This is a genomic window from Methylobacterium sp. J-088 (assembly GCF_022829295.1).
GTDB lineage: Bacteria > Pseudomonadota > Alphaproteobacteria > Rhizobiales > Beijerinckiaceae > Methylobacterium.
In genome coordinates this window covers 1-26,446 of record NZ_JAKSYH010000050.1, presented here as the reverse complement: position 1 = coordinate 26,446, position 26,446 = coordinate 1, and the positions used below count along the sequence as shown (strand labels likewise).

Here is a 26,446-nt window from a genome sequence, read left to right as displayed (position 1 = left end):
AGCCGGGTTCCCCCCTCGCGGGACTTCGTCCCGACCCGAACCCCTTTGGGGGCCACCCTCCCCCGCAAAGGGGGGAGGGAGAGGCGCGGAGCCGCCTTCCCCATTCCAAGAGAGACGTGTGGATCCGTTAGCGCAGAGGGGGGCGGGAGGACGCGCGGGGATTCAGGCTGGGTGGTGCTCCGAATCGGCCCAGCCGCTTGGGAGGGGAAAAGCCTGCGGCCTTTTTTCCGGCGGATGGTAACCGAACGCCCCTGCCCCACGTATCCGCCCGAACGGCCGGGACGCATATCCTTCCCGGCCCCGCACCGCCTCCCCGGGATCCGAACGCTTGGCCGCCTCCCCTGCCCTCGAAGCCCCCGAGACCGTCGACCGGCAGGGGCGCCGCTGGTTCTACCGCCACCCGCTGGTGATCCGGCTGGCGCACTGGATCAACGCCGCGGTGCTGCTCGTGCTGCTGATGAGCGGCCTGCAGATCTTCAACGCCCACCCGGCCCTCTACTGGGGCGCGGTCTCGACCTTCGACACGCCGGCCCTCGCCATCACCAGCGATCAGGGACGCGACGGCACCAACCGCGGCGTCGTGACGATCGGCTCCCACACCCTCGACACCACAGGATTGCTCGGCCTGTCGGAAGAGGGCGGCACCGAGGTGGAGCGCGCCTTCCCGTCCTGGGCGACCCTGCCGGCCAACCAGGACCTCGCCACGGGGCGGCGCTGGCACTTCCTGTTCGCGTGGCTGCTGGTGATCAACGGCGCGGTCTACCTCCTGTACGGGCTGGTCTCCGGCCAGCTTCGCCGACGCCTGATCCCGGACGGCGACCAGATCCGCGACCTCGGCGGCTCCGTGAAGGAGCACCTGCTCCTGCGCTTCCCCGAGGGCACGGAGGCCAAGCGCTACAATGCGATCCAGAAGCTGACCTACCTCGTCCTCGTGCTGGGCCTGCTGCCCGCCATGGTGCTCGCCGGTCTCGCCATGTCGCCCGGGATGGACGCCGCCTGGCCCTGGCTCACGGAGCTGTTCGGCGGCCGGCAATCGGCCCGCAGCATCCACTTCATCGCGGCCGGGCTGATCGTGCTGTTCGTGGTGGTCCACGTGGTGCTCGTGATCGTCTCCGGGCTCGTCAACAACATGCGCGGCATGATCACCGGCTGGTTCAGCCTCGGCCGCGACCGGGAGAGCGCGCGATGATCCTCCACCGCCGCAAGCTCCTCACCGCCGGCGCGGGCCTGATGGGCACCGCGCTGCTCGGCGGCTGCGACAAGTTCGCCGGGACCGAGAGGGGTCAGCGCACCCTTCAGGTCGGCGAGGATGCCAACCAGTACGTCCAGCGCCTGCTGATGTCGCCCACGACCCTGGCCCGGGAATTCCCGGCCTCGATGATCTCGCCCTGGTTCAAGCCGAACGGCACCATCGACCCGCCGGACCGGGCGTTTCGCAGCCTCGCGGCGCGCACGTTTTCGGACTTCAAGCTGACGGTGGACGGGCTCGTCCAGACGCCGCTCTCGCTCAGCCTCGCGGACCTGCGTGCCCTGCCCGCGCGCACCCAGATCACCCGTCACGATTGCGTGGAGGGCTGGAGCTGCATCGGGCAATGGAGCGGCGTGCCGCTCGCCGAGGTGCTGAAGAAGGCCGGGCTGAAGCCGCAGGCGCGCTACGCGGTGTTCCACTGCGCCGACACCCTGGAGGTCGAAGCGGGCCCCAAGGGCGGGGGCAAGGGCCGCGGTCAGGGGGCGTCCCTGTGGCGCCCGACCCATCCCGGGGCGGTGCGCGAGGCTTATGTCCAGCTCGCCGCCGCCGACGATTGGGGCGGCCCGGCCACCGCCACCGATGCGCCGAAAGACGATTGGGGTCAGGGCGATGCGGCCCCGGAGCCAGAGCCGATCGGGACGCCGATCCGCTACTATGAGAGCATCGACCTCTATGACGCCTTCAATCCGCAGACGATCCTGGCCTACGACCTCAACGGCAAGCCGCTTCCGGTCTCGAACGGCGCGCCCCTGCGCCTGCGGGTGGAACGCCAGCTCGGCTACAAGCAGGCCAAGTACGTGATGCGGGTGGAGATGGTGGAGTCGCTGGCCGGCATCGGCCAGGGTAGCGGCGGCTACTGGGAGGATCGCGGCTACGAATGGTACGCGGGGATCTGAGCGCTCAGCGAGATTTCAACGTACGCTCGCGCTCGATCGCCTCCGTCAGGACGGTGTTGATGCGGGCTTGCCAACCCGGACCCTGGGCGCGGAAATATGTCACGATCTCCGGCAGGAGATGGATTGCGACCATCGCGTCGGACCTGCCGGTCGACCCACGCCGTACGAATCGGTCGCCGACATAAAAATCGGCGCGCGCGAGCATCGCGTCCGTCAACTCGGGGATCTCGTCGTACTCCTCCTGCGTGATCGTGTGTGCGTCCACTTTGGCCAGGTCGCTCTTGATCGTAGCCTCAGCGGATGAGCGGTGCGTAGCGCTTCTGCTCTCTGACATTGGCCTTCCTGATCGAGAAAACGTGACGGTCCCACCCGCGCGGAGTCCAGATTATGTTCGTCATGCGACCGGCCAGGAAGCCGACGGTGACGATACGGCATTCGCCGTAGTCCTGGCGGGTATCTTCGAACGTGAACACCGGACCTTCGAACACAACGGCTGCGTCCTCGAAATCGAGTCCCCGTTCCGCCAGCGTCCGATCGCGCTTCGCGGGATCGCAAGTGATCGCCATCGCACACGACTCATATAGGCCTCGTGCGCGGCCTACGCCGACTCCCTCGGGTGAAGCTTGCGTCACCCCCGCCATTTGACAACCCGCCGCCCGTGACCCACTTGTCCCCGGCGCGCGGCCCCGGCCCGACGGCGGGCATCTGTCCCACGCGAATCTCGAACAGAATTCGTCCGTCGCGCCCAGGCTCCGTCAGGGGCAGAGGTCTGTATGAAAGTCGTCGTCGTCGAGTCGCCGGCCAAAGCGAAGACAATCAATAAGTATCTCGGCCGCGACTATGAAGTGATCGCCTCCTTCGGGCATATCCGCGACCTGCCGGCCAAGGACGGTTCGGTCGATCCCGAACAGGATTTCAAGATGATCTGGGAGCTGGCCGACCGTGGCGCCAGCCGGGTCAGCGAGATCGCCAAGGCCGTCAAGGGCGCCGACAAGCTGATCCTGGCGACCGACCCGGATCGCGAGGGCGAGGCGATCTCCTGGCACGTGCTGGAGGCGCTGAACGCCCGCAAGGTGCTCAAGGGCATCCCGGTCGAGCGCGTGACCTTCAACGCCATCACCAAGTCCTCGGTCGAGCAGGCGATGCGCAAGCCGCGCGAGATCGACCAGGCCCTGGTCGATGCCTACCTGGCGCGCCGGGCGCTCGATTACCTCGTGGGCTTCAACCTCTCGCCGGTCCTGTGGCGTAAGTTGCCGGGCGCCCGCTCGGCGGGGCGCGTGCAGTCGGTGGCGCTCCGCCTCGTGGTCGAGCGCGAGATGGAGATCGAGCGGTTCAAGCCGCGCGAGTACTGGACGCTCATCGCCACGCTGACGACCGCCGACGGCGCCACCTTCGAGGCCCGGCTCGTGGGCGCCGACGGCAAGCGCATCCAGCGCCTGGATGTCGGCACGGGCGAGGAGGCGGCCGCCTTCAAGCGCGATCTCGAACTCGCGACCTTCCAGGTGGCGAGCGTCGAGGCCAAGCCCGCCAAGCGCCATCCGCAGCCGCCCTTCACGACCTCGACCCTCCAGCAGGAAGCCTCGCGAAAACTCGGGATGGCGCCGGCCCAGACGATGCGGGTCGCCCAGCGCCTCTACGAGGGCGTCGATGTCGGCGGCGAGACGGTCGGCATCATCACCTATATGCGGACCGACGGCGTCGACATGGCGCCGGAGGCGATCCAGGACGCCCGCCGGGTGATCGGCAAGGAGTTCGGCGACCGCTACGTGCCGGACGTGCCGCGCAAGTACACCGTCAAGGCCAAGAACGCCCAGGAGGCCCACGAGGCGGTGCGGCCGACCGATATGGGCCGCCTGCCGAAGGCCGTCGCGCGCCACCTCGAGCCCGAGCAGGCCAAGCTCTACGACCTGATCTGGACCCGCACCATGGCGAGCCAGATGGAATCGGCCGAATTGGAGCGGACCACCGTCGATGTCACCGCGAAGGTCGGGCCGCGCCAGATCGATCTGCGCGCCACCGGCCAGGTTGTGAAGTTCGACGGCTTCCTGGCGCTCTACCAAGAGGGCAAGGACGACGAGGAGGACGAGGAGAGCCGCCGCCTGCCGCCCATGAAGGCCGGCGATCCGCTCAAGCGCGAGCGGATCAGCTCGACCCAGCACTTCACCGAGCCGCCGCCGCGCTATTCCGAGGCGAGCCTCGTGAAGCGCATGGAGGAACTCGGCATCGGCCGCCCGTCCACCTATGCGGCCGTGCTCCAGACCCTGCGGGATCGCGAATACGTCAAAATCGAAAAGAAGCGGCTGCAGCCGGAGGATAAGGGCCGGCTCGTCACGGGCTTCCTGGAGAGCTTCTTCCGGCGCTACGTCGAGTACGATTTCACCGCCAGCCTGGAGGAGCAGCTCGACCGGGTCTCCAATGCCGAGATCGACTGGCGGGCGGTCCTGCGCGACTTCTGGCGCGACTTCTCCGCCGCGATCGGCGAGACCAAGGAGTTGCGCGTCACCGACGTGCTGGAGGCCCTGAACGGCCTGCTGGGCCCACATATCTTCCCCGACAAGGGCGACGGCTCGAACCCGCGCACCTGCCCGACCTGCGGGGCCGGCCAGCTGTCGCTGAAGCTCGGCAAGTTCGGCGCCTTCATCGGCTGCTCGAATTACCCGGAGTGCAAATACACCCGTCAGCTCTCGGCCACGGGGGTCGATGGCGACGGGGACGGCTCGTCCGCCGAGGGCGGCCAGCCGGGCGTGCGGGTGCTGGGCAACGATCCCGTCACCGGTCTGCCGGTGACGCTGCGCGACGGGCGGTTCGGTCCGTTCGTCCAGCTCGGCGAGGCCTCCACCGAGAAGGACGCCGCGAAGCCGAAGCGCTCGTCGCTGCCGAAGGGGGCCAGCCCCTCCTCGGTCGATCTGGAGAAGGCGCTGGCCCTGCTGTCGCTCCCCCGCGAGGTGGCGCGCCATCCCGAGACCGGCGAGCCGATCCTGGCCAATCTCGGCCGGTTCGGGCCCTACGTGCAGCACGGGAAGACCTACGCCAATCTCGGCAAGGACGACGACGTGCTGGAGATCGGCGGCAACCGCGCCATCGACCTGATCGTCGCCAAGGAGCAGGGCGGCGGACGTGGGCGCCCGGCCGCCGATCCGGGCCGGCCCATCGGCAAGGACGAGACCAGCGGACGCGACCTCGTGGTCAAGGCCGGCAAATACGGCCCCTACGTCACGGATGGCGAGGTCAACGCCACGCTGCCGAAGACGATGGCCGCCGAGGCGCTGACGCTCGACGAGGCGATCGCCCTGGTGAATGCCAAGCGCGCCGCGGGCGGCGGCAAGCCGGTCAAGCGCGGCGGCGCGCGGAAGACCACGGCCAAGCCCACGGCAAAAACGTCGTCCCGTGCGGCCAGCGGCGACAAGACGACGGCCAAGAAGGCACCCGCGAAAAAGCCGGCCGCTAAAAAGGCGCCGGCGAAGAAGACGGGGGCTGGCTGAACGCACCTTGGGGTGGAGGAGACGGTGATCCCATCCACCTCCTCATCCTCAGGACTCCGCCGCGCTCGGGCAGTTCTGGATGAGGCGGAGGGTTGGACGTCGAACGGAATTCGCTCCGGTTCACGCCTACCGGGAACACGTCACGGATCCTGTCCGGCTCAGACCAGATAGGTGATCGTCGCCGCGACCGCGGTCGCGAAGGTCGCCAGCGCGATCGTGGTGGCGTTGACCAGGGCGCGCGCAGTCGGAATGCCGGCCGCATCGTCGTCACATCCGAAGGCGGCGCCGGCCGCATGCTCGAAGCGAATCAGCGTCAGGCGACGGGCCTCGATCGCGGCGTCACTCATGGACTGAGCCTCCCAGGACTGCGGCCCGCTGGCCACGGTCAAGTTTTATCTTCGCCAACAACGTCGCGCGTTCGGAACCGTTCCGGCGGAGATCTACTCAGATCCGGCGGTTGCGTCGCGAGAAAGCTTTAACCCATTGTTGTGCAACACTGCGATGACGCGCGGCCGAATGGTCCCGTACGGGCGCGCCGAACAGCCCCTCGCTCGCGGCGGCGCAGCATGCGATGATAGCGCCGCGTCGCCAGAGCGAAACGCTCCAGGCGAATGGCTTTGATGTTTCCGTTTTGTTCCGCTATGTTGCGGGGATGAAGGCGCATGCTCCACGACCCCAGATCCGTCTGCGCGATTCCGAGCCGGCCGACGCGCCGCGCCCGCGGAGGCCGCGCGTGAGCGATCCGGCACGCGACATGTTCGGGCCGGGCGGGAAGGGCTCGGCCGCCCGTTCGCCCGAGCCGCGGCGGCGCCTGGAGGCCACGGCGTCGGTCACAGCGCTCGCGGCCGCCGAGCCCGAGGCCGGCTACACCGCCTCCGACATCGAGGTGCTGGAAGGCCTGGAGCCGGTCCGGCGCCGGCCCGGCATGTATATCGGCGGCACCGACGAGCGGGCGCTGCACCACCTCTTCGCCGAGGTGATCGACAATTCCATGGACGAGGCGGTGGCGGGCCATGCCAGCTTCATCGAGGTCGAGCTGGAGGAATCCGGCTCCCTCGTGGTGACCGATAACGGCCGCGGCATCCCGGTCGACCCGCACCCGAAATTCCCCGGCAAGTCGGCGCTGGAGGTCATCATGACCACGCTGCACGCCGGCGGTAAGTTCGACTCGAAGGTCTACGAGACCTCGGGCGGCCTGCACGGCGTCGGCATCTCGGTGGTGAACGCGCTCTCCGACCTGCTCGAGGTCGAGGTCGCCCGCAACCAGACCCTCTACCGCCAGACGTTTTCACGCGGTCATGCGCAGGGGGCCTTGGAGCTGGTCGGCCGGGTTCAGAACCGGCGCGGCACGCGGGTTCGCTTCCATCCCGACGCCGAGATCTTCGGCTCGCTGAAGTTCGACCCGCGCCGCCTGTTCAAGATGGCGCGCTCGAAGGCCTACCTGTTCGGCGGCGTCGAGATCCGCTGGCGCTGCGCCCCCGCCCTGCTGGAAGGGCTGGCGGACGTGCCGGCCGAGGCGGTGCACCGCTTCCCCGACGGGTTGCGCGACTATCTCGCCCGGGACATCGAGGGCAAGGAACTCGTCACCGAGGCGATGTTCTCCGGCAAGATCACCAAGCCGGGCTCGCACGGGTCGCTCGAATGGGCGGTGGCCTGGATGGTCACCGAGGACGGGTTCTCGCACTCCTACTGCAACACGATCCCGACCCCCGAGGGCGGCACCCACGAGGCCGGCCTGCGGGTCGCCCTGCTGCGCGGCCTGCGCGAGCACGCCGAGCGGGTGAACCAGGCCAAGCGCATGACGGCGGTCACCACCGACGACGTCATGGCGACCTGCGCGTCGATGCTCTCGGTGTTCATCCGGGAGCCGGAGTTCCAGGGCCAGACCAAGGACAAGCTCGCCACCGTGGAGGCGCAGCGCATCGTCGAGACGGCGGTGCGCGATGCCTTCGACCATTGGCTGGCCGCCTCCCCGGCCCAGGCCAACAAGGTCCTGGATTGGGTGATCGACCGCGCCGAGGAGCGCCTGCGCCGCCGCCAGGAGAAGGAGGTCGCCCGCAAGAGTGCCACCCGCAAGCTGCGCCTGCCCGGCAAGCTCGCCGATTGCTCGGCGGCCGGCACCGCGGGCTCGGAGATCTTCATCGTCGAGGGTGATTCCGCCGGCGGTTCGGCCAAGCAGGCCCGCGACCGGGCGACCCAGGCGATCCTCCCCTTGCGCGGCAAGATCCTGAACGTCGCCTCGGCGAGCCGGGACAAGCTCGGCGCCAACCAGCTGATCTCGGATCTGACCCTGGCGCTCGGCTGCGGCACCGGGACGGCCTTCCGCGAGGCGGATCTCCGCTACGACAAGGTGATCATCATGACGGATGCCGACGTGGACGGCGCCCACATCGCTTCGCTGCTGATCACGTTCTTCTACCGCCAGATGCCGAAGCTGATCGACCGCGGCCACCTCTACCTCGCGATCCCGCCGCTCTACCGGCTGCAGCAGGGCTCGAAGGTGGCGTATGCGCGCGACGACGCCGACCGGGAGCGGATCACCAAGACGGTGTTCAAGGGTGGCAAGGTCGAGATCGGGCGGTTCAAGGGCCTGGGCGAGATGATGCCGGCCCAGCTCAAGGAGACCACCATGGATCCGAAGAAGCGCACCCTGTTGCGCGTCGCGATCCTGGACGAGGCCCGGGAATCGACTGGCGACACGGTCGAGCGCCTGATGGGCAACAAGCCCGAGGCGCGGTTCGCCTTCATCAGCGAGCGCGCCGCCTTCGCCGAGGGCGCGGATCTCGATATCTGAGGCCCCTGCTCCGGCCGCCGCATCGCGTGATGCGGCGGTGTAAAGCAATGAGAAGCCTGCCCGCGCGCGTTGCCATCGGTCGCGACTCGATACGCGCGTTGCGACGCGCTCTCTTGCGCCGAGCCCATGTCCGCTTCGTCGGGGTGCGCTTCAGCCTACTGCGCGGCGATCGCCTTCGCGGGATCGAAGGGCTGGGCGGCGGAGATCGCGTCCTTGCTCATGTTGAGGACCGCCGAGAACCGGTCGCCGCCCGGCCGCAGCACCAGGGCGCCGGGCTCCACCGCGATGTGCTTGCTGCCGATGCCGAGGAAGCCGCCGACATCGAGCACGACTGCCTTCAGGGTGCCGCCATCGGCGATCAGCAAATTGTCGATCTTGCCGACGCTGTCGCCCGCGGCGTTGCGCACCTCTACCCCGATCATCGTCGTGGTCAGGAACGCGACAGGCTTCAATCCCTGACGCTTCGCCGCATCCTGGGCATTGGCCGCCTCCATCAAGCGGCCGGCTCCGGTGCCGCCGCCGGTCGATGTCCCCGGCCCCGTTCCCGGCAGGACCGTGCCGTTGCCGATCACGCTCGTGTCCTGGGCATGAGCCGGGGCGGCGGCGAGGAAGGCCGCCAGCGACAGGAGAAGACAAGGGTTCCGCATGGCTGATCGCTCCGCTGCGCCCTGGTCCAGCGGGCGACGCGGGCACAATCGTTCGGTCCCGGCCCGGTTCCGGCCCGCCATGTCGCACCCGCCCCACTCGTTCGGGGTCCACAGAACGAAAAAGGGCCCGGCCTTGCGGCCGGACCCGTTCGCGACGGAGCCGGGAAACCCGGCCCCGTGCGCGAAGCTCAGTACGAGCCGAACTTGTAGTTCATGCCGGCGCGGATGACGGCGAACTCGGTCTTGGCGGCGCCGCCGTTGAGGTAGACGGTGCCGTTCGGGGGCAGGACGCCGGGGAGGTAGACGCCGGAGGCGGCGTTCTTCTGGCGGTCGAGGTTCACGTACAGGCCTTCGACCTTGAACGTCACGGCCGAGGACTTGAAGAAGTTCAGGAACGAGTCGGTGGGCAGCGCGTACTCGACACCGCCGCCGACCGCGTAGCCGGTGCGGAAGCTGTCGCGGAACCGACGGCCAGCGAAGTTCTGGTCGTCCTGGCCCGAGCCGTAGGCGTAACCGCCGGTGCCGTACACGAGGGTCCGGTCGAAGGCGTAGCCGATGCGGCCACGCGCCGTGCCGAAGTAGTCGAGGCCATTGCCGCTGGTGGCGACGTAGGCGCGCGGGCTGGTGAAGGCGTAGCCCGGATTGCCGAGGCCGGTGTAGTTCTGCGTGCCGTTGGCGCGGCGGGCGAAGTCGACATACTGGGCGTCAGCCTCGAAGCCGATCACCACGCCGGAGCCCGGCGTGAACTGGTAGTTGTAGCCGACCTGCGCGCCGCCGGTGAAGCCGTCGTTGCTCGGCCGCTTGTTCACGCTGATGACGCCAGCGGTGTCCTCCGACCCGACGACCGAGCCGGCCGGCAGGTTGTAGTTCGTGGTGCGGCGGCTGTTGGCGTCGATGCCGTAGCCGGCGTTTCCACCGAAGTAGAACCCCGTCCAGGTGAAGACCGGCACGGGCGCGAAAGCGGGCGGCGGGGCCGCGCGGCGCGGCAGGTCGGCCGCGGAAACTGCGGCGGCGGTGCCGACAAGCACAGTCGACGCAAGGAGAAGCTTCTTCATAGTTCCAAAGGTCCTGGGTTGACGGGAGCCGGCAGTCTTCTAAGCGCTCCGGTGCGCAAGGTCTGTCGCTTTCCTGCAACAAGCATCGGCAGACTAGATGCTTCCTATCAACGAATCATGAAGACTTCGACCCGCTGTAATCCTTCATGAGAACGATGTGAACGTAATAATTGCGTTTGATAGTCTAATAATTGATTTGTAGATAGCGATATAAACTGAATTTTAAGTTGCAATTAGATGATCGGTGAGGGCAAATACAATCGAAAGCGTCAACTCAGGAAGCTTCGGGTGCGGAAACGGCACTGCCCCGTTTCGGATCTGTCCGGCGGCGCGGCGCGTAAAGTCCGGGTTAACCCTGTCATCCGATGAGTCCTGGTCGAAGACCGGGCGCGCGCTCGGCAGAGTGAGTCGCTCATGCCCGTCCGCCACGATCAGGCTCCGAAATCCTTCGGCCGGCGGCGGCCGGTCGATGCGCCAGGCCCGGAACGCACCAAGTCGGATCCATCGGCGAGCCTGCTCGGCCGGACGCTGCGCGTGTCGACGGTGGTCGGATTCCTGGCCGTCCTCGGCACCACGCAGCTGGCCCGGTGGATCGCGGCCGGCGATGCGCCCGCCCGGATCGTCCATGCGGCCGGTCCGGTGCCGGTCGAGCCCGAGACCACCGGCGCGATCACCGCTGCCGGGGCAGCGCGCGGCACGCATCTCGACCCCTGCCGCCTGGCCGACCCGGCGCAGCTCAGGCCCTGATCCGCTGTGCGTGGCGGCGCAGGGTCGCGCATTGCGAGATTGACAAGTCGCGCCAACCCCCTAACTGACTCTCAGCATGCGCCCCGCGGCCCCGGGAGCGTACCAGCGCCCCGCGCGAGCCATCCCCAGCCGTTGCCGCGACGGTGTCCTTCGCGCCGGCCGGGCGCGCAACGGTTCCTGAACGCAGATGCCTTTTTCCGACCTGGGACTGAGTGAGAAAGTCCTGAATGCCGTCGAAGCGGCGGGATATACCGAGCCGACGCCGATCCAGGCCGAGGCTATCCCCCACGTGCTGGCGCGCCGCGACGTCCTCGGCATCGCCCAGACCGGGACCGGCAAGACCGCCGCCTTCACGCTGCCGATGCTGACGCTGCTGGAGAACGGCCGCGCCCGGGCGCGGATGCCGCGCACGCTCGTCCTCGAGCCGACCCGCGAGTTGGCCGCCCAGGTGGTCGAGAATTTCGACCGCTACGGCACCAACCACAAGCTCAACGTGGCGTTGATCATCGGCGGCGTCTCCTTCGCCGATCAGGACGCCAAGCTGATGCGCGGCACGGATGTGCTGATCGCGACGCCCGGCCGCCTGCTCGACCATTTCGAGCGCGGCAAGCTGCTGCTCACCGGTGTCGAGCTCCTCGTGATCGACGAGGCCGACCGGATGCTCGACATGGGGTTCATCCCCGATATCGAGCGCATCGTGAAGATGGTGCCGTTCACCCGGCAGACCCTGTTCTTCTCCGCGACCATGCCGCCGGAGATCGAGCGGCTGGCCGACATGTTCCTGCACAACCCGCAGCGGGTCGAGGTGGCGCGGGCGGCCTCCACGGCCACCACGATCACGCAGCGCCTCGTTGCCACCGGCTCCGAGGGCCATTCCAAGCGCGAGCGGCTGCGGGACCTGATCCGCGGCGAGGCCGAACTCAAGAACGGGATCATCTTCTGCAACCGGAAGCGCGATGTCGCCCTGCTGCAGAAATCCCTGGTGAGCCACGGCTTCGACGCCGCGGCGCTCCACGGCGACATGGATCAGCGCGCCCGCACCACCGCGCTCGACGCCTTCCGGAACGGCGAGACCGCCCTGCTGGTTGCCAGCGACGTGGCGGCCCGCGGGCTCGACATTCCGGCTGTCAGCCACGTCTTCAACTTCGACGTGCCGCACCACCCGGAGGACTACGTCCACCGGATCGGCCGTACCGGGCGCGCGGGCCGGAGCGGCACGGCCTACACGCTTGCGTCGCCGGAGGATGCGCGCTCGCTCGGGGCTATCGAGACGTTGATCGGCCAGCCGATCCCGTGGTTCGACGGCGATCTGACCTCGGTGGCCGATTCCTCCGGCGAGACCAGCACCCGCCATCGTGGCCGCTCCGGCGAAGGCCGCCGGGGGGGGCGCTCGGCCAAGGGCACTGCCTCGGGCGCTGCCTCGGGCGGTGGTCGCAGCGCCGAGGCCGGGGAGCGCCCGAAGGCGCGCGGCGGGCGCGGCGGATCGTCTGCTGCTCCTCGGGCCGAGAGCCGGCCCGTATCTGCTGCTCCACGGGCCGAGAGCCGGCCCGTATCCACTGCTCCGCGGGCCGAGAGCCGGCCCGCGTCCGGCGCCCCGCGGGCCCAGAGCCGGCCCGCGCCGGAGCCGCGCCGCGAGGAGCGGGCGCGGGACGAGCGCGGGCGCCGGGGCGAGGCGGAGGGCGACACCCCCGTCGGCCTGGGTTCGCACGTGCCCGCCTTCCTGCTTCGTCCAGTCATGGCGAAGAAAGATAAATAACGAGACTATTCCGGCTTAACGTCCCATCTACCCACCTGCCGTAGATTGGTCTTCAGGCCCCGAGCGCTGAAGCGCCGGTGGTCTGGGGAGCGGCAGGACCGGAATGAGCCAGGAGACCCATTCGGATCGTGATCGCAGCTTCGCGCTGGCGAAGCGGGCGCACGATCTGATTCGCGACTACGGCCCCTCCGCGACCCCCCGTGCCTACGCGGTCTGGTACACCTACGTCGCGGCGGAAATTCCGCTGCTCAGCGACGCGGTGAAGCGCCTCACCACCCAGAATGGCGGCCTCACCGAAGCGGATATCGACGACCTGCACGACACGTATCTCGATGGGCGGCGCCTTGCGACCGCGGCTGGCGACATCAGCGGCGTGGTCCTGAGCGAGATCGCCGCCGTCACCGATATCCTCGATCTCTCCCTCGGCTCCACCGCCCAGTTCGGCGAATCCCTGCGCGGGCTGGCCCAGGACCTCGCCCAGGGCCTGCCGAGCGGCGCGCGGCTGGGCGAGATCGTCGCGACGCTCGCCTCCACGACCCGCGAGGTCGCGGTGAACAACCGGGTGCTCGAAGCGCGCATGCGCGAGACCCGCAGCGAGATCGAGACCCTGCGCGAGAAGTTGGAGGCGACCCGCCTCGAAAGCCTGACCGACACGCTGACCGGCCTCTCGAACCGCAAGTCGTTCGAGGAGGCCCTGAAAGCGGCCATGGACGCGGCGCGCCTGCGGGCTGGCCCGATGAGCCTGATCATCCTCGACATCGACTTCTTCAAGCGGTTCAACGACCAGTACGGCCACCTGACGGGTGATCAGGTGCTCCGGCTCGTGGCGATCGTGATGCGCGAGAAGGCCGGCAAAACCGCGCAGCTCGCTCGGTTCGGCGGCGAGGAGTTCGGCATCGTCCTGCCCGGGGCGGACCGCAGCGCCGCGCGGCAGGTGGCCGAGACGGTCCGCGCCAGCGTGATGGGGCGGGAACTCGTGAAGCGCTCGACGGGGGAATCGCTCGGCAAGGTCACGGTGTCGCTCGGCGTGGCGGTTTTGCGCCCGGGCGATACGCCGGCCTCGCTGATGGAGCGGGCCGACCTGTGCATGTTCGCGGCCAAGCGCGGCGGCCGCAACCGCGCCGTGGACGACACCGCCGAGGCCCTGACGCAGGTGGCGTAACGGGTTTCGAAAGGGCGAGCCCTTTCGCGGGTGCAGGGCAGAGCCCTGCGAAACGGCTCTTCCACCCCCCTCGAAGGAGGTGGAAGAGCCGTTCGTCGGGGTTTCACCCCGACACCCCACCAAAGGACTCGTCCTTTGGAAACCCGGGACTTCAGACCGGAGCGGGGATCCGGTCGGCCGAGACCGGCGTGATCGCCACGGACTCGCCGCAGCCGCAGGCCGAGGTCTGGTTCGGGTTGTTGAACACGAACTGCGACGCGAGCTTGTTGGTGGTGAAATCCATCTCGGTGCCGAGCAGGAACAGCACCGCCTTCGGATCCACGAACACCCGGACGCCGCGATCCTCGACCACGTCCTCGCCGGGCTTGACGGCTTCCGCATACTCCATCGTGTACGACATGCCGGCGCAGCCGCCGTTGCGCACGCCGACCCGCAGGCCGGCGATCGGCCGGTCGGCATCCGCCATGATCGCCTTGATCCGATCGGCGGCCCGATCGGTCAGCGAGAGAACCTTGAACCCAGTCGACATCGTCACCCTCCCGCCGATCCGGGTTCAAGGCCCGGGGGCGCGCATTCTGACGGCTACAAGATAAGCATTGGGCGGCCCTCGGTCCACCGCGCCCGGGTCACACCCGCCCGGCATTCGGCGCGTCAGGCGGTGAGCTGCGCGAAGGTCGCGAGATCGACGTTGCCGCCGCTGATCACCACGCCGACCCGCTTGTCCTTGATATCCACGAGCCCGTGCAGCACCGCCGCCGCGGCGAGGCAGCCGGTCGGCTCGACCACGATCTTCATCCGGCTCGCGAAGAACCGCATGGTCTCGACGAGCTGCGCGTCCGAGACCGTGACGATGTCGGCCACGTGGCTCCGGATGATCCCGAAGGTGAGCGCGCCGAGCGCCGTCGATTGCGCCCCGTCGGCGATGGTGCGGGGCACCGGGATCGTCACGATCCGGCCATCCCGGAACGAACGCTGCCCGTCATTGCCGGCCTCGGGCTCGACGCCGATCACCCGGCAGCCCGGGGACAGTTCCGCGGCGGCGAGCGCGCAGCCCGCGAGCTGGCCGCCGCCGCCGAGGCAGGCCACCAGCACGTCGAGCGGGCCCACGGTCTCGATCAGCTCCTGCGCCAGCGTCCCCTGCCCGGCGATGACGTCGGGATGGTTGAACGGCGGGATCAGCGTCAGGCCCCGGGGCTCCGCGATCGACCGGCCGAGCGCCTCGCGGTCCTGGCTGTAGCGGTCGTACAGGATCACCTCGGCGCCGTAGCCGCGTGTGCCCGCGATCTTCGCCGCCGGGGCGTCTTCCGGCATGATGATCGTGGCCGGGGCGCCGAGCAGGCGGCAGCCCAGGGCGACCGCCTGGGCGTGGTTGCCCGACGAGAAGGTGATCACCCCGCGGGCGCGCTCCGCCTCGGACAGGGCGCTGATGGCGTTGTAGGCCCCGCGGAACTTGAAGGCCCCGGCCCGCTGCAGGTTCTCGGCCTTGAAGAACAGTTTTGCGCCGGTCCGCGCGTCGGCGGTGCGGGAGGTGAGCACCGGCGTGCGGTGCGCGGCCCCCGCGATCCGCTCGGCCGCGCGCGCCACGTCGGCATAGGTGGGCAGGCCGGAGGCCGCCGCGCCGTGTTCGCCCTGCATCGGATCCCGACTCGCTCCCGCTTCGTGTGGGGTGAGTCATACGGGCGATCGGGCCCGCGCGCATCCCGGTCCCATGCACAGCCGGAAGCGGAGCCATTCGCCGGCTCAGGGCTTGTCCCGGCGGGATCAATCTTGGCAGCAGCGCTGGGGGGCGGCATCGCATGCGGATGGGATCGAACGGACGGCGCGGCACGGGCTCTGACCGGCTGGCCGGAGGGGGCGCCCGGTGAGCGGCTGGGTACGCGCGCAAAAGCCGGGCGACGGGGCCCATGAGGTCACGTTCCGAGGCCGCGGGCTGGCCCTGCGCGCCGGCGGACGGCTGATTCTTCTGGTGTGTCCGCTCTGCTCACAGCGGAACGCGCAGCGGGGGGCCGAGCGGGGGATTTGTGAGTGGTGCGCGTATGTACCCTTGCCGGAGGAGGCGGAGCCGGTGGAGGTGGGGCGGGGGTGACTGCTAAACTTCCTTCTACAGATTTGTAGCTTCGTCAAAATGAAGCGCGTGCAATCCGATGAAGAGATCGAACGACTGATCGATGAGTCGATGAGCTTCTACATGAAGCATTATGATTTGAAATTCTGGCGTATTGCTCCTGATGAGCCGAAAATCATCCTAGGTCGGGCAAATGAAAATCAATGCCGGTTTTGCAGAAAGACGGCGCCTGAAGTGAAGTTTAAAAATATTGCTCACGCAATCCCGGAAGCGCTCGGCAATAATACGATCTTCACGAGATACGAGTGCGATGATTGTAATCAGCTGTTCGGTAATACGATAGAAAACGATTTTGGAAATTGGTTTTTGCCTAGGAAGGTATTTGCTGGTCTTAGGGGCAAAAACAAGTATCCGACATTCAAGAGCCGGGATAAGAAGTCTAGAATAGATTGGAGCGACCAGGGAATGCATGTTGATCATCAGGAAGATAGTGATTTTTTTGTTGTCGATGAAATAAATAAGACACTTCAATTCGATATGGATGTTCCTTCTTATGTTCCAAGCAATGTTTGGAAAACATTCATCAAGATGGGGATTAGTTTAGTCGAAGATGAAAAATATCGATATTTTGGTGATGCAGTGGCTTGGTTGATGGGGTCACTGCGACCAGAGGAGATTGTTCGGACGTTGCCCATCCAGTCCTACACGATGCCAGGACCAAGTAGGGCTTCGAGTATAATCGTTTCAATGCTTTATCGAAACAACGATTATTTGAAACTGCCTTATGCGATGCTGGTAGTGCATTACGGCATGCAGTCTTTTCAGATAAATATACCTTCGGCTACGAAAGATTTTGCGGTAGAGATAGACGGCTTGGAGATGCCTATCTTGCCGCTGTTTAGCGCGGAAGAAGTCAAGAAATATGGTATTCCGCAACTAAAAGAACTAGATTTGTCAGGCGATCAATTGGTCAGAGGCGAAAAATTGATATTCAAAGGGACGTATGGCGACCGTGGGGATTTGTAATTCACAGCTCGGTTGGGCGCTGCTTCCGAATATACAATCGGCATATAAATTCTTATTCGCACTACGGTAGCGGAATAAGAAAGCATACCTCGGAACGCTCGCCGATGAGCATTCCGAGGCCTTGATCTAATTGAGCCTGCGAAATCGGATAACTCAGCCTACGTATGGATCACCTTCCCATACGCATCCAGCACGCTCTCGTGCATCATCTCGCTGAGCGTCGGGTGCGGGAACACCGTGTGCATCAGCTCCTCCTCGGTGCTCTCCAGGTTCATCGCCACCACGTAGCCCTGGATCAGCTCGGTCACCTCGGCGCCGACCATGTGGGCGCCGAGCAGCTGGCCGGTCTTGGCGTCGAACACGGTCTTGATCAGCCCGTCCGGCTCGCCCAGCGCGATCGCCTTGCCGTTGCCCGCGAAGGGGAACCGGCCGACCTTCACGGCAAAGCCCTGCTCCTTGGCCTTCGCCTCGGTCAGCCCGACGCTGGCGATCTGCGGCTGGCAATAGGTGCAGCCCGGGATCTTGGCCTTGTCCATCGGGTGGGTGTGCAGGCCCTTGATGGTCTCGATGCAGAGGACGCCCTCGTGCTCGGCCTTGTGGGCGAGCATCGGCGGGCCGGCGACGTCGCCGATGGCGTAGAGGCCGGGCACGTTGGTGCGGCCGAGCCCGTCCGTCACCACGATCCCGCGGTCGATCGTCACCCCGAGCTTTTCGAGGCCGATCCCCTCGATGTTGCCGACGACGCCCACCGCCGAGATCAGTTTTTCCGCCGTGATCTGCTGGGACTTGCCGTCGCCGCCCTCGATGGTCGCCGTGACCGAGTTGGCGCCCTTCTCGACCTTCGTGACCTTGGCGCCGGTGAGGATCTTGATCCCCTGCTTCTCGAAGCGCTTGCGGGCGAGGCCTGCGATCTCGGCATCCTCCACGGGCAGGATCTGCGGCAGCAGCTCCACCACGGTCACCTCGGCGCCCATGGTGCGGTAGAACGAGGCGAACTCGATGCCGATGGCGCCCGAGCCCATCACCAACAGGCTCTTGGGCATCGCCTCGGGCACCATGGCCTCGTAGTAGGTCCAGATCAGCTTCTTGTCGGGCTCGATCCCGGGGATCGCCCGGGGGCGCGCGCCGGTCGCCACGATGATGTGCTTGGCCTGATAGGTGCCGGCGCCCTTGGCGCCCTTCGGCGCCTCGGCGCGCTTGGTCTCCGTCACGGTGACCTGGCCGGGCTGGTTGCCCTTGGCGGCGCTGTCGACCGCCGCCTCGCCCCAGATCACGTCGACCTTGTTCTTCTTGAGCAGCATGCCGACGCCGCCGTTGAGCCGGCCCGAGACGCCGCGGGAGCGCTTGACGATGGCGGCGGTGTCGAACCCGACCTTCTCCGCCGTCAAACCGTAATCACCGGCGTGCTGGAAATAATGATAAATCTCGGCCGAGCGGAGCAGCGCCTTGGTGGGGATGCAGCCCCAGTTCAGGCAGATGCCGCCGAGATGCTCACGGTCGACCACGGCGGTCTTGAACCCGAGCTGTGCCGCCCGGATCGCCGTAACGTAGCCGCCGGGCCCGGCGCCGATGATGAGGACGTCGTAGGTGTCGGACATCGTGTCTCAGCTCTCCGCTGTGTGGCGCGCGCCCGCACCGTCGTTGAGGCGGCGATCAGGACGAGGTCTCCAGCGCGCTCAGCCGCTGCTCCATGGCCTTGATCGTCTTCTTGATCGATTGCAGATCCGCCTTCGCCTGCGTGCCGAGGCCGGTCTCGTAGGCGACGTAGATCTCCAGTTCTTCGAGCTTCTCGGTATGACCTGCCAGGGTCGTCCTGATCGCTGCGACATCGCGCTTCACCTCGGCGATGTCGCTCTGCATCCGTTGAAGGACCGGCAAGACCAGATCGGTGACTTCGGACACGCGACTCTCCATTGACCGCTCACACGATCATAGCAGAGTCCCCCCTCACACCAGCATGCCCATCGGGTTCTCGATCAGCCACTTGAAGGCCGAGACCAGCTCCGCGCCGAGCGCCCCGTCGAGCACCCGGTGGTCGCACGACAGGGTGGCGGTCATCACCTGCGCGACGGCCGGGGCCCCGTCCCGCACGACGATGCGCTTCTCGCCCGCGCCCACCGCCAGGATGCTCGATTGCGGCGGGTTGATCACCGCGGTGAAGTGCTTGATCCCGAACATGCCGAGGTTCGACACCGAGGTGACGCCGCCCTGGTACTCCTCGGGCTTCAGCTTCTTGGCGCGGGCGCGGGCGGCAAAGTCCTTCATCTCGTTGGAGATGGTGGACAGCGTCTTCTCATTGGCCCGGCGGATCACCGGGGTGAACAGCCCGCCGTCGATCGCCACCGCGACGCCGACCTCGGCGTTCTTGAAGCGCAGGATCCGGTCCTCGGCCCAGACCGCGTTGGCGGCCGGAACGCGGGTCAGCGCGAGGCCCATCGCCTTGATGACGAAGTCGTTCACCGAGAGCTTGAAGGCGGGCTTGCCGTCCTTGTCCTTGCCGGCGGAGGCGTTCAGCGTCTCGCGCAGCGTCATCAGCGCGTCGAGCTCGCAATCCACCGTCAGGTAGAAGTGCGGGGCGACCTGCATCGCCTCGGTGAGGCGCTTGGCGATGGTCTTGCGCATGCCGTCGAGCGGCACGTCCTCGTAGGAATCCTTGGCGAAGAAGCCCTTGACCTGATCGGTCGTGAGCCCGGCCGGCGCCCCACCCGCGGGCGCGGCCTTCGGGGCGGGAGCTGCCGCCTTCGGCGCCTCGGCGGCGGCCTGGGGTGCGGCGGCCTGGGGTGCGGGAGCCTTGGTGGCGCCGGAGGCCTTGGCGGCCTGGACGTCGCGGGCGATGATGCGGCCATGCGGACCGCTGCCCTGGACGGCACCGAGTTCCACGCCCTCCTGGTTGGCGATCCGGCGGGCCAGCGGCGAAGCGAAGACCCGCCCGCCCGAGCCGCCCTGCGGCGTCCCGCTCGGCTGCGCACCCTCCGGCGCGGCGTTGATCCGCTCGTACGACATGTGGCCGCCGCCGGGCGTGGTGTTCTGGTCGGCGGCGGAAGCGTTGGACTCGGGCTTGGCCGCGCCGTTGGAGGCCGCCTTCGGCGCATCGCCGCCGGCCTGGACGCTCGCCGGATCCTCACCCTCCGCCGCGATGATGGCGATCAGGTCGTTGACCGGCACGTCCGCGGTGCCCTCGGGCACGAGGATCTTGGCGAGCACGCCCTCGTCGATCGCCTCCACCTCCATGGTGGCCTTGTCGGTCTCGATCTCGGCCAGCACGTCGCCGGACTTGATCGCGTCACCCTCTTTCTTCAGCCACTTGGCGAGGTTGCCCTTCTCCATGGTGGGCGAGAGCGCGGGCATCAGCACGTTGATCGGCATGGCATCAGGTCTCGGGCAAGGCCGGGGCGGCCGGATCGTCGAAGGGCGGATTGTCGAAGGGGAACAGGTCGTCGAAGGGGAACGGAACGGCGTCGAAGGGCGGCAGGGCCACGGTCTCGCCGCGCTGGATCGTGGCAAGGAGCACCCAGCGGCCCTTCTCGGACGCGAAGCCTTCCAGCACGCCCTCGCCCGGATCGAGCAGCCAGAGGTGGCCGATCCCGGCCTCGCCGTAGATGCTGCGTTTGCGGCCACGGTCGAGGCGGATCGTGGACGGCGAAAGGATCTCGCAGATCCAATCCGGAGGCGTTTCGATGTAGGCATCCTCGGGTTCGGTCGGCATCCGCTCGCGGCGCCAGCCCGCGAGATCGGGCACGACCACCTGGGATCCCAGATGAAGTTCAGGCTCGATGATGAAGACCCATCCACCAGGGCCGCCACGGCCGCGTGCGAATGGCCGATCCAGCTCTCCCGACAGGCGGGCCGCGGCAATGCCATGCCGCGGCCTCGGCCGCGGATGCGTCTCCAGCACACCGTCGATGATCTCGGCGACGCGATGCTCGGGGACCGCTTCGAGATCCGCGTAGGTCGCTTGCCGGACGGCCGCCTCAGCCATGGTCGCGTGCCATCGCTAGTTGAGGCCGCCGGGGTCGAGCCCCTCGGCCTCCCACCCGGCGCGGATGCGCTCGATCGCCTCCTCCTCCGATAGGTCGGTCTCCAGCGCGTAGGCGCGGGCGGCCTGCCGGGCGAGGTCGGCCAGCAGCCGGCCCCAGGTCGCCGGATCGTCGAAGGAGCGGCGGAGCGCGACGCTCACCGCGCCATCGACCACGGCGGCGCGCAGCACCTCGACGCCGCCCTGTTCCCGGGCGTCGGGCGGGATCGCGAGTTCGGCGAAGTCGCTGCTGGTATCCTGGCTCATGGCGCGCCGGCTGTTCCTCGACCCCCTGCCGGGACGGGGCGGGACCAGGCCCGCCCACGCACCGGTCACTTGTAGCAGACGCTCTTGGCCGCCTCGACGACCTCGGCCACGTTCGGCAGGGCCAGCTTCTCGAGGTTGGCCGCGTAGGGCATCGGCACGTCCTTGCCGGTGATGCGCAGGACCGGGGCGTCGAGGTAGTCGAAGGCATCGACCATCAGGCGGGCGACGATCTCGGCGCCGATGCCCGATTGCGGGAACCCCTCCTCCACGGTGATGCAGCGGCCGGTCTTCTTGACCGACCGGACCACCGTCTCGGAATCCATCGGACGGATCGTGCGCAGGTCGATCACCTCGGCCTCGATCCCCTGCTCGGCCAGCACCTGCGCGGCCTTGAGCGCGTAGGTCATGCCTATGGCGAACGACACGATGGTCACGTCCGTGCCGGGGCGGTGGATCCGCGCCTTGCCGATCGGCAGCACGAAATCGTCGAGCTGCGGCACCGGGAAGGACTGGCCGTACAGGATCTCGTTCTCGAGGAAGATCACCGGATTCGGATCGCGGATCGCGGCCTTGAGCAGGCCCTTGGCGTCGGACGCCGTGTAGGGCGCGATCACCTTCAGGCCCGGCACGTTGGAGTACCACGCGGAATAATCGTGGCTGTGCTGGGCGCCGACCCGGGCGGCCGCGCCGTTGGGGCCGCGGAACACGATCGGGCAGCCGAGCTGGCCGCCCGACATGTAGAGCGTCTTCGCCGCCGAGTTGATGATGTGGTCGATCGCCTGCATGGCGAAGTTGAAGGTCATGAACTCGATGATCGGCTTCAACCCGGCCAGCGCCGCGCCGACGCCGATGCCCGCGAAGCCGTGCTCGGTGATCGGGGTGTCGACCACCCGCTTGGCGCCGAATTCCTGCAGCAGGTTCTGGGTGATCTTGTAGGCGCCCTGGTACTCGGCGACCTCCTCGCCCATCACGAACACGTCGCCGTCGCGGCGCATCTCCTCCGCCATGGCGTCGCGCAGGGCCTCGCGCACGGTGGTGGTGACCATCGGCGTGCCGGCCGGGAATTCCTCCATCACCGGCGCGTCGGCCTTGTTGGTGATGACGGCCGGTGCCGCCGGCGCCCGCGGGGCGTCGTCGCCGGTCTTCGACGCCGGGGCGGCCGTGTCGGCCATGCCTTCGGCCTGCATGTCGGGGGTCGGGGCCGGATGGCCGCCGGCGCCGTTGGGCTTCGGCGCGCCGCCCGACTGGACGCTCGCCGGATCCTCGCCCTCGGCCGCGATGACGGCGATCGGCGTGTTGACCGCGACGCCCTCGGTACCCTCCGCGATCAGGATCTTGGCGAGGACGCCCTCGTCGATCGCTTCCACCTCCATGGTGGCCTTGTCGGTCTCGATCTCGGCCAGCACGTCGCCGGACTTGATCGGATCGCCCTCCTTCTTCAGCCACTTGGCGAGCTTGCCCTCCTCCATGGTGGGCGAGAGGGCGGGCATCAGGATGTCGGTCGCCATGCTCAGCTCTGCGGTCGTCTTTTCGGTCGGGGCGGCCAGGGTTTCAGGATCGCGCTAGGCGTGCGCATCCAACAAGATATCGGTCCAGAGCTCGGACGGATCGGGCTCGGGATCGTTGGTGGCGAACTCGGCCGAGGCGTTGACGGTCTCGCGGACCTTGGCGTCGGTCGCCTTCAGATCGGCCTCCGGCACCCCGTGCAATTCGAGCAGGCGCTTGCGCACCATCTCGATCGGGTCGTGCTCGTCGCGCATCTTCGAGACCTCGTCCTTGGTCCGGTACTTGGCCGGATCGGACATGGAGTGGCCGCGATAGCGGTAGGTCTGCATCTCCAGGATGTACGGGCCCTGGCCGGTGCGGGCGTGCTCGATCGCCCGTGTGGCGGCCTCGCGGACCGTGCGGACGTCCATGCCGTCGACCTGCTCGCCGGGGATGCCGAAGGAGAGGCCGCGCTTCGAGAAGTCGGTCTGCGCCGAGGCCCGGGCGACCGAGGTGCCCATGGCGTAGCGGTTGTTCTCGATCACGTAGACCACAGGCAGCTTCCACAGGGCCGCCATGTTGAAGCTCTCGTAGACCTGGCCCTGGTTGGCGGCGCCGTCGCCCATGTAGGTCAGGCTGACCTTGCCGTTCTCCCGGTAATGGTCGGCGAAGGCCAGCCCGGTGCCGAGCGAGACCTGGGCACCCACGATGCCATGGCCGCCGAAGAACTGCTTCTCGCGGCTGAACATGTGCATCGAGCCGCCCTTGCCGCGGCTGTAGCCGCCGCGGCGGCCGGTCAGCTCGGCCATGACGCCCTTCGGGTCCATGCCGCAGGCCAGCATGTGGCCATGGTCGCGGTAGCCGGTGATGACCTGGTCGCCGTCGACCGAGGCCATCTGCATGCCGATCACCACGGCTTCCTGGCCGATATACAGATGGCAGAAGCCACCGATCAGGCCCATGCCGTAGAGCTGGCCGGCCTTCTCCTCGAAGCGCCGGATCAGCAGCATCTCGTGATAGGCGTGGAGATCTTCATCGCGCGTGAACTGCGGCATGTTGGGCGCCGCCGGCTTATGCGACTCGGCGGCCTGAGGACTTCCGGCCTGAGGGCTCGCAGCCTGCGATGACCCGGACGAGGCGTCCTTTGCGGGCTCCTTGGCGGCATCCATCGGCGCTCTCCCCGTGATTCCACGCGACTTCGTGGGGGTGTAGGACAGCGCCGGTTGGAAAGCGAGGGTCGCCGCTCTGACAGGAAGCCGTTGTTGTCAGAAGGCTTTCGGGACTGCATCGCATCGGGGGGCGAACGTCCTGAAACCGCTCGCGCGTATCCTGAGGCCTATGCTCGGAGCCCAGCCCAAACGCCGATCCTGTCAAAGCAAGCATTTTCTGCTTGAGTCTCGATCAGGCAAGCGCATTATGCTTGCATGAACTCTCGGCACCGCAAGACGCTGACGCGGGTGTTCACCGACCCGGTGTCGGGGACGATCGAGTGGAACGCGGTTGAAGCGTTGCTGGTCGCCGCGGGCTGCGTGGTCGTCGAGGGATCCGGTTCACGCGTGCGGTTCGCGTTCGGCCCCGAGGGCGAGCACGTCGAGACGTTCCACAGGCCGCATCCCGAGAAGGAAGCCAAGCGCTACCAGATCAGGGCGGCGCGGGCGTTCCTGACGAAGATCGGGGTGGTCCTGACCGAGGCGCCGGACGCGAGCGAGGAAGGATCGGGCAGATGAGCAACGTGCTTCGATACAAGGGCTACGCCGCCCGGGTCGAGTTCGACGCCGACGATCACGTCTTCGTTGGCACCATCGCTGGCATCAGCGATGGCGTGGGCTTTCATGCCGACACTGTTACCGCTCTGGAGGCGGCCTTCCGCGAGGCGGTCGAGGACTATGTCGAGACCTGCGCCAAGGTCGGCAAGGCGCCCCAGCGCCCCTATTCCGGCAGCTTGCAGTTCCGCGTCTCGCCGGAGCTTCATGCCAACGTGGCCCGCGCCGCGGAACTGTCGGGCAAGAGCCTCAATCAGTGGGGTGAGGAGGTTCTTCGAAGGGCCGCCGACGCGGACGCCGCCTGATCACAGCGCACGCGACCGCGATGGTCACGCGGGTCGCGGAGGCTGGTCATCACGGCGTGATGATGACGACGTCGTTGGCGTGGACCCGCCCGAGCACGATCCGCGCGCGCTCTTCCAGGAGGTCGCGGTCGATCTGATCGCTCTTGAGGAGCGCCACCCGGTGCTCCCAGGTGGCCCGCTCGGCCTTCACGGCGTTGAGTTCCTGGGTGAGCTGGTAGGCGCGGATCTTGAGGACCTTCTTGGCCTCTAGGCCGCGGTTGCCGCTCTCGGCCTGCCACACGAAATAACCGACCACGAGTGCCGACAGGGTCCAGAGACCCAGCGGCAACACAACCATTCTGACTCGGCGGCGCACGACCATGGCGTGACCCTCGCGCGGAAAGGTTAACGGATCACGTCGATCACGCACGCGACCGGCACGAACAGAGGGCGAGCCTGAGGGATGGACCTGACGCATCTGAGGCGCTGGATCGCCGAACACGCCACGGCGACGGACGACCACGACACCCTGCTCTCCGGCTTCTGCGAGGCGCTGGTCGAGGCCGGCATCCCGGTCTGGCGGGTCAGCGTCATGGCGCCGGCCCTGGATCCGATGCTGCGTGGCGTCAGCCTCAACTGGCACGCGGGCGAGGGGATGTCGTTCGTGGCCAATGCCCACGGTGCCGACGAGGAGAGCGACTGGCTGCTGAGCCCGGTCTACGCCCTGGTGGAGACCGGCGAGACGTTCGGCCGCTGGCGCCTCGACGCCCCCGAGCTGGAGGCGGACTTTCCGGTCCTGAAGGCGCTGGGGGCGCAGGGCGGGGTCGACTACGTCCTGCACATCGTCGCGTTCGCCCCCGGCACGGCGCTCCAGGGCATCGCGGTCTCGTTCTGCACCCGCGAGGCTGCCGGCTTCACCGACGCGCACCTGTCGGCCATCGCGGACGTGCTGCCGTTCCTGACCCTGGCGATCGCCAAGATGGGCTTGGCCCACACCTTCCGCGAGGTGTCGGCCACCTATCTCGGCCGCTCCACCGCCGAGCGCGTCCTCGACGGCCAGATCCGGCGGGGCGAGGGACGCGCCGTGCCGGCCGCCATCCTGCTGACCGACCTGCGCGGCTTCACGGCCTTGGCCGACCGGGTGGATCCGGCCGACATGGTCGCGTGGCTCAACGAGCATTTCGACGCCCTCGGCGACCCGGTGGAACAGCACGGGGGCGAGATCCTGAAATTCTTAGGCGACGGGTTCCTGGCGATCTTTCCGGTGCCGGATGCCGGCACCCTCCCCTGCCCGGTCTGCGGCGGCGCCCTCGATGCCGCGACCGAGGGACTCGCGGCCAATGCGGCGCTCAATGTCCGCCGCCGCGCGGCCGGGCTGCCCGAACTCCCGGCCGAGTGCGTCGTGCATTTCGGGACGGTGATCTACGGCAATGTCGGCACCGCGCGGCGGCTCGACTTCACGATCATCGGACGGGCGGTCAACGAGGCCAGCCGGATCGAGAGCCAATGCGCGGCGCTCGGCCACGAACTTCTGGTGTCGGATGCCTTTGCCGAGCGGTGCGCGCGGCGCTTGGAGCCGGTCGGCACGATCGAGTTGCGGGGCCTGTCGCGGCCGATGCGGGTCTGGAGCGTGCCGGGGGAGCCCTAGGCGGGACCGGATTTTCCGGTGCAGGATGGGCCTTCCGCGCCTTTCCCTCCCCCCTCTGCGGGGGAGGGTGGCCCCTGCGTGAGCAGGGGTCGGGAGAGGGGAACC

General features: G+C 67.7%; 26 protein-coding genes. 11 read left to right on the top strand and 15 right to left on the bottom strand.

What is annotated here, in order from left to right; all coding sequences use genetic code 11:
- Window positions 1-328: 328 nt before the first annotated feature.
- Together MKK63_RS06200 and MKK63_RS06195 are read left to right on the top strand one after the other, a co-directional pair.
- Window positions 329-1,189 (top strand): cytochrome b/b6 domain-containing protein, encoded by an 861-nt coding sequence (locus tag MKK63_RS06200; RefSeq protein ID WP_243999742.1) that lies wholly within the window; start codon window positions 329-331, stop codon window positions 1,187-1,189.
- Window positions 1,186-2,145, top strand: a complete 960-nt coding sequence (locus MKK63_RS06195; protein WP_243999740.1) for a molybdopterin-dependent oxidoreductase — start codon at window positions 1,186-1,188, stop codon at window positions 2,143-2,145. The genes MKK63_RS06200 and MKK63_RS06195 overlap by 4 nt, the downstream gene beginning before the upstream one ends.
- Before the next feature lie 4 nt (window positions 2,146-2,149).
- On the opposite strand, the gene MKK63_RS06190 is transcribed toward MKK63_RS06195, so the two are convergent.
- Both MKK63_RS06190 and MKK63_RS06185 read right to left on the bottom strand, forming a co-directional pair.
- Window positions 2,150-2,410 (bottom strand): BrnA antitoxin family protein, encoded by a 261-nt coding sequence (locus MKK63_RS06190; RefSeq protein ID WP_243999738.1) that lies wholly within the window; start codon window positions 2,408-2,410, stop codon window positions 2,150-2,152.
- Window positions 2,411-2,438: 28 nt separating this feature from the next.
- Window positions 2,439-2,711, bottom strand: coding sequence for a BrnT family toxin (locus tag MKK63_RS06185; protein WP_243999736.1), 273 nt, complete (start codon window positions 2,709-2,711; stop codon window positions 2,439-2,441).
- Window positions 2,712-2,918: 207 nt separating this feature from the next.
- On the opposite strand from MKK63_RS06185, the gene topA reads away from it, so the two are divergent.
- Window positions 2,919-5,627 (top strand): type I DNA topoisomerase, encoded by a 2,709-nt coding sequence (gene topA / locus MKK63_RS06180; RefSeq protein WP_243999734.1) that lies wholly within the window; start codon window positions 2,919-2,921, stop codon window positions 5,625-5,627.
- Window positions 5,628-5,785: 158 nt separating this feature from the next.
- On the opposite strand, the gene MKK63_RS06175 is transcribed toward topA, so the two are convergent.
- Window positions 5,786-5,974 carry a hypothetical protein gene (locus MKK63_RS06175; protein ID WP_243999732.1) on the bottom strand — a complete coding sequence of 63 codons (189 nt, stop codon included), beginning with the start codon at window positions 5,972-5,974 and terminating at the stop codon, window positions 5,786-5,788.
- A gap of 386 nt (window positions 5,975-6,360) precedes the next feature.
- Here MKK63_RS06175 and parE point away from each other — a divergent pair, with 386 nt between their 5' ends.
- On the top strand, window positions 6,361-8,421 hold the full coding sequence (gene parE, locus MKK63_RS06170) for a DNA topoisomerase IV subunit B (RefSeq protein ID WP_243999730.1): 2,061 nt from the start codon (window positions 6,361-6,363) through the stop codon (window positions 8,419-8,421).
- A 155-nt stretch (window positions 8,422-8,576) separates the two neighbouring features.
- Here the strand turns inward: parE and MKK63_RS06165 are convergent, their stop codons facing one another.
- Together MKK63_RS06165 and MKK63_RS06160 are read right to left on the bottom strand one after the other, a co-directional pair.
- Entirely contained in the window at window positions 8,577-9,068 is a 492-nt protein-coding gene (locus tag MKK63_RS06165) for a PRC-barrel domain-containing protein (RefSeq protein WP_243999728.1), read from the bottom strand.
- 188 nt (window positions 9,069-9,256) lie between these two features.
- The gene (locus tag MKK63_RS06160) at window positions 9,257-10,123 is read right to left on the bottom strand and encodes an outer membrane protein (protein WP_243999726.1); all 867 of its coding nucleotides are present in this window, start codon (window positions 10,121-10,123) and stop codon (window positions 9,257-9,259) included.
- A gap of 414 nt (window positions 10,124-10,537) precedes the next feature.
- Here MKK63_RS06160 and MKK63_RS06155 point away from each other — a divergent pair, with 414 nt between their 5' ends.
- From MKK63_RS06155 to MKK63_RS06145, 3 genes are all read left to right on the top strand, one after another.
- Entirely contained in the window at window positions 10,538-10,870 is a 333-nt protein-coding gene (locus MKK63_RS06155; protein WP_243999724.1) for a hypothetical protein, read from the top strand.
- A gap of 187 nt (window positions 10,871-11,057) precedes the next feature.
- Window positions 11,058-12,626, top strand: coding sequence for a DEAD/DEAH box helicase (locus tag MKK63_RS06150; RefSeq protein WP_243999722.1), 1,569 nt, complete (start codon window positions 11,058-11,060; stop codon window positions 12,624-12,626).
- Between the two features lie 103 nt (window positions 12,627-12,729).
- Window positions 12,730-13,788: a sensor domain-containing diguanylate cyclase gene (locus MKK63_RS06145; protein ID WP_243999720.1), complete on the top strand. Its 1,059-nt coding sequence runs from the start codon at window positions 12,730-12,732 to the stop codon at window positions 13,786-13,788.
- A 151-nt stretch (window positions 13,789-13,939) separates the two neighbouring features.
- Here MKK63_RS06145 and MKK63_RS06140 read toward each other — a convergent pair whose 3' ends face one another.
- Together MKK63_RS06140 and MKK63_RS06135 are read right to left on the bottom strand one after the other, a co-directional pair.
- A complete protein-coding gene (locus MKK63_RS06140; protein WP_243999718.1) occupies window positions 13,940-14,317 on the bottom strand; it encodes a HesB/IscA family protein in 378 nt (125 codons plus the stop codon).
- A gap of 122 nt (window positions 14,318-14,439) precedes the next feature.
- Window positions 14,440-15,423, bottom strand: coding sequence for a threo-3-hydroxy-L-aspartate ammonia-lyase (locus MKK63_RS06135; protein ID WP_243999716.1), 984 nt, complete (start codon window positions 15,421-15,423; stop codon window positions 14,440-14,442).
- A gap of 499 nt (window positions 15,424-15,922) precedes the next feature.
- Here MKK63_RS06135 and MKK63_RS06125 point away from each other — a divergent pair, with 499 nt between their 5' ends.
- Window positions 15,923-16,879 carry an HNH endonuclease gene (locus MKK63_RS06125; RefSeq protein ID WP_243999711.1) on the top strand — a complete coding sequence of 319 codons (957 nt, stop codon included), beginning with the start codon at window positions 15,923-15,925 and terminating at the stop codon, window positions 16,877-16,879.
- Between the two features lie 158 nt (window positions 16,880-17,037).
- Here the strand turns inward: MKK63_RS06125 and lpdA are convergent, their stop codons facing one another.
- The 7 genes from lpdA to pdhA all read right to left on the bottom strand — a co-directional run bounded on the left by lpdA (window position 17,038) and on the right by pdhA (window position 23,815).
- Window positions 17,038-18,477: a dihydrolipoyl dehydrogenase gene (lpdA, locus tag MKK63_RS06120; protein WP_243999709.1), complete on the bottom strand. Its 1,440-nt coding sequence runs from the start codon at window positions 18,475-18,477 to the stop codon at window positions 17,038-17,040.
- Window positions 18,478-18,532: 55 nt separating this feature from the next.
- Window positions 18,533-18,781: a hypothetical protein gene (locus MKK63_RS06115; protein ID WP_243999707.1), complete on the bottom strand. Its 249-nt coding sequence runs from the start codon at window positions 18,779-18,781 to the stop codon at window positions 18,533-18,535.
- A 45-nt stretch (window positions 18,782-18,826) separates the two neighbouring features.
- Window positions 18,827-20,245, bottom strand: coding sequence for a pyruvate dehydrogenase complex dihydrolipoamide acetyltransferase (locus MKK63_RS06110; RefSeq protein ID WP_243999705.1), 1,419 nt, complete (start codon window positions 20,243-20,245; stop codon window positions 18,827-18,829).
- Window positions 20,246-20,249: 4 nt separating this feature from the next.
- Complete coding sequence (locus MKK63_RS06105; RefSeq protein ID WP_243999703.1) at window positions 20,250-20,858, bottom strand: Uma2 family endonuclease; 609 nt, start codon at window positions 20,856-20,858, stop codon at window positions 20,250-20,252.
- 15 nt (window positions 20,859-20,873) lie between these two features.
- Entirely contained in the window at window positions 20,874-21,161 is a 288-nt protein-coding gene (locus tag MKK63_RS06100) for a DUF5076 domain-containing protein (RefSeq protein ID WP_243999701.1), read from the bottom strand.
- A 65-nt stretch (window positions 21,162-21,226) separates the two neighbouring features.
- Window positions 21,227-22,669: a pyruvate dehydrogenase complex E1 component subunit beta gene (locus tag MKK63_RS06095; protein ID WP_243999699.1), complete on the bottom strand. Its 1,443-nt coding sequence runs from the start codon at window positions 22,667-22,669 to the stop codon at window positions 21,227-21,229.
- 54 nt (window positions 22,670-22,723) lie between these two features.
- Window positions 22,724-23,815, bottom strand: a complete 1,092-nt coding sequence (gene pdhA / locus MKK63_RS06090; protein ID WP_243999697.1) for a pyruvate dehydrogenase (acetyl-transferring) E1 component subunit alpha — start codon at window positions 23,813-23,815, stop codon at window positions 22,724-22,726.
- A 255-nt stretch (window positions 23,816-24,070) separates the two neighbouring features.
- Here pdhA and MKK63_RS06085 point away from each other — a divergent pair, with 255 nt between their 5' ends.
- Window positions 24,071-24,373 carry a type II toxin-antitoxin system HicA family toxin gene (locus tag MKK63_RS06085; protein WP_243999695.1) on the top strand — a complete coding sequence of 101 codons (303 nt, stop codon included), beginning with the start codon at window positions 24,071-24,073 and terminating at the stop codon, window positions 24,371-24,373.
- Window positions 24,370-24,714 (top strand): type II toxin-antitoxin system HicB family antitoxin, encoded by a 345-nt coding sequence (locus MKK63_RS06080; protein ID WP_243999693.1) that lies wholly within the window; start codon window positions 24,370-24,372, stop codon window positions 24,712-24,714. Before MKK63_RS06085 ends, MKK63_RS06080 begins: the two co-directional genes overlap by 4 nt.
- Window positions 24,715-24,763: 49 nt before the next feature.
- Here MKK63_RS06080 and MKK63_RS06075 read toward each other — a convergent pair whose 3' ends face one another.
- On the bottom strand, window positions 24,764-25,075 hold the full coding sequence (locus tag MKK63_RS06075) for an FtsB family cell division protein (RefSeq protein WP_243927681.1): 312 nt from the start codon (window positions 25,073-25,075) through the stop codon (window positions 24,764-24,766).
- 81 nt (window positions 25,076-25,156) lie between these two features.
- On the opposite strand from MKK63_RS06075, the gene MKK63_RS06070 reads away from it, so the two are divergent.
- Entirely contained in the window at window positions 25,157-26,341 is a 1,185-nt protein-coding gene (locus tag MKK63_RS06070; RefSeq protein WP_243999691.1) for an adenylate/guanylate cyclase domain-containing protein, read from the top strand.
- The last annotated feature ends 105 nt before the right edge of the window (window positions 26,342-26,446 follow it).

Excerpts from the sequence above, each read along its gene's own strand:
- MKK63_RS06110 (WP_243999705.1), bottom strand. The coding sequence starts at position 20,245 with ATGCCGATCAACGTGCTGATGCCCGCGCTCTCGCCCACCATGGAGAAG.
- MKK63_RS06075 (WP_243927681.1), bottom strand. The coding sequence starts at position 25,075 with ATGGTCGTGCGCCGCCGAGTCAGAATGGTTGTGTTGCCGCTGGGTCTC.
- MKK63_RS06165 (WP_243999728.1), bottom strand. The coding sequence starts at position 9,068 with ATGCGGAACCCTTGTCTTCTCCTGTCGCTGGCGGCCTTCCTCGCCGCC.
- topA (WP_243999734.1), top strand. The coding sequence starts at position 2,919 with ATGAAAGTCGTCGTCGTCGAGTCGCCGGCCAAAGCGAAGACAATCAAT.
- lpdA (WP_243999709.1), bottom strand. The coding sequence starts at position 18,477 with ATGTCCGACACCTACGACGTCCTCATCATCGGCGCCGGGCCCGGCGGC.
- MKK63_RS06135 (WP_243999716.1), bottom strand. The coding sequence starts at position 15,423 with ATGCAGGGCGAACACGGCGCGGCGGCCTCCGGCCTGCCCACCTATGCC.
- MKK63_RS06095 (WP_243999699.1), bottom strand. The coding sequence starts at position 22,669 with ATGGCGACCGACATCCTGATGCCCGCCCTCTCGCCCACCATGGAGGAG.
- pdhA (WP_243999697.1), bottom strand. The coding sequence starts at position 23,815 with ATGGATGCCGCCAAGGAGCCCGCAAAGGACGCCTCGTCCGGGTCATCG.
- MKK63_RS06175 (WP_243999732.1), bottom strand. The coding sequence starts at position 5,974 with ATGAGTGACGCCGCGATCGAGGCCCGTCGCCTGACGCTGATTCGCTTC.
- MKK63_RS06070 (WP_243999691.1), top strand. The coding sequence starts at position 25,157 with ATGGACCTGACGCATCTGAGGCGCTGGATCGCCGAACACGCCACGGCG.
- MKK63_RS06185 (WP_243999736.1), bottom strand. The coding sequence starts at position 2,711 with ATGGCGATCACTTGCGATCCCGCGAAGCGCGATCGGACGCTGGCGGAA.
- MKK63_RS06100 (WP_243999701.1), bottom strand. The coding sequence starts at position 21,161 with ATGAGCCAGGATACCAGCAGCGACTTCGCCGAACTCGCGATCCCGCCC.
- MKK63_RS06145 (WP_243999720.1), top strand. The coding sequence starts at position 12,730 with ATGAGCCAGGAGACCCATTCGGATCGTGATCGCAGCTTCGCGCTGGCG.
- MKK63_RS06085 (WP_243999695.1), top strand. The coding sequence starts at position 24,071 with ATGAACTCTCGGCACCGCAAGACGCTGACGCGGGTGTTCACCGACCCG.
- MKK63_RS06155 (WP_243999724.1), top strand. The coding sequence starts at position 10,538 with ATGCCCGTCCGCCACGATCAGGCTCCGAAATCCTTCGGCCGGCGGCGG.
- MKK63_RS06140 (WP_243999718.1), bottom strand. The coding sequence starts at position 14,317 with ATGTCGACTGGGTTCAAGGTTCTCTCGCTGACCGATCGGGCCGCCGAT.
- MKK63_RS06080 (WP_243999693.1), top strand. The coding sequence starts at position 24,370 with ATGAGCAACGTGCTTCGATACAAGGGCTACGCCGCCCGGGTCGAGTTC.
- MKK63_RS06105 (WP_243999703.1), bottom strand. The coding sequence starts at position 20,858 with ATGGCTGAGGCGGCCGTCCGGCAAGCGACCTACGCGGATCTCGAAGCG.
- MKK63_RS06150 (WP_243999722.1), top strand. The coding sequence starts at position 11,058 with ATGCCTTTTTCCGACCTGGGACTGAGTGAGAAAGTCCTGAATGCCGTC.
- MKK63_RS06160 (WP_243999726.1), bottom strand. The coding sequence starts at position 10,123 with ATGAAGAAGCTTCTCCTTGCGTCGACTGTGCTTGTCGGCACCGCCGCC.
- MKK63_RS06195 (WP_243999740.1), top strand. The coding sequence starts at position 1,186 with ATGATCCTCCACCGCCGCAAGCTCCTCACCGCCGGCGCGGGCCTGATG.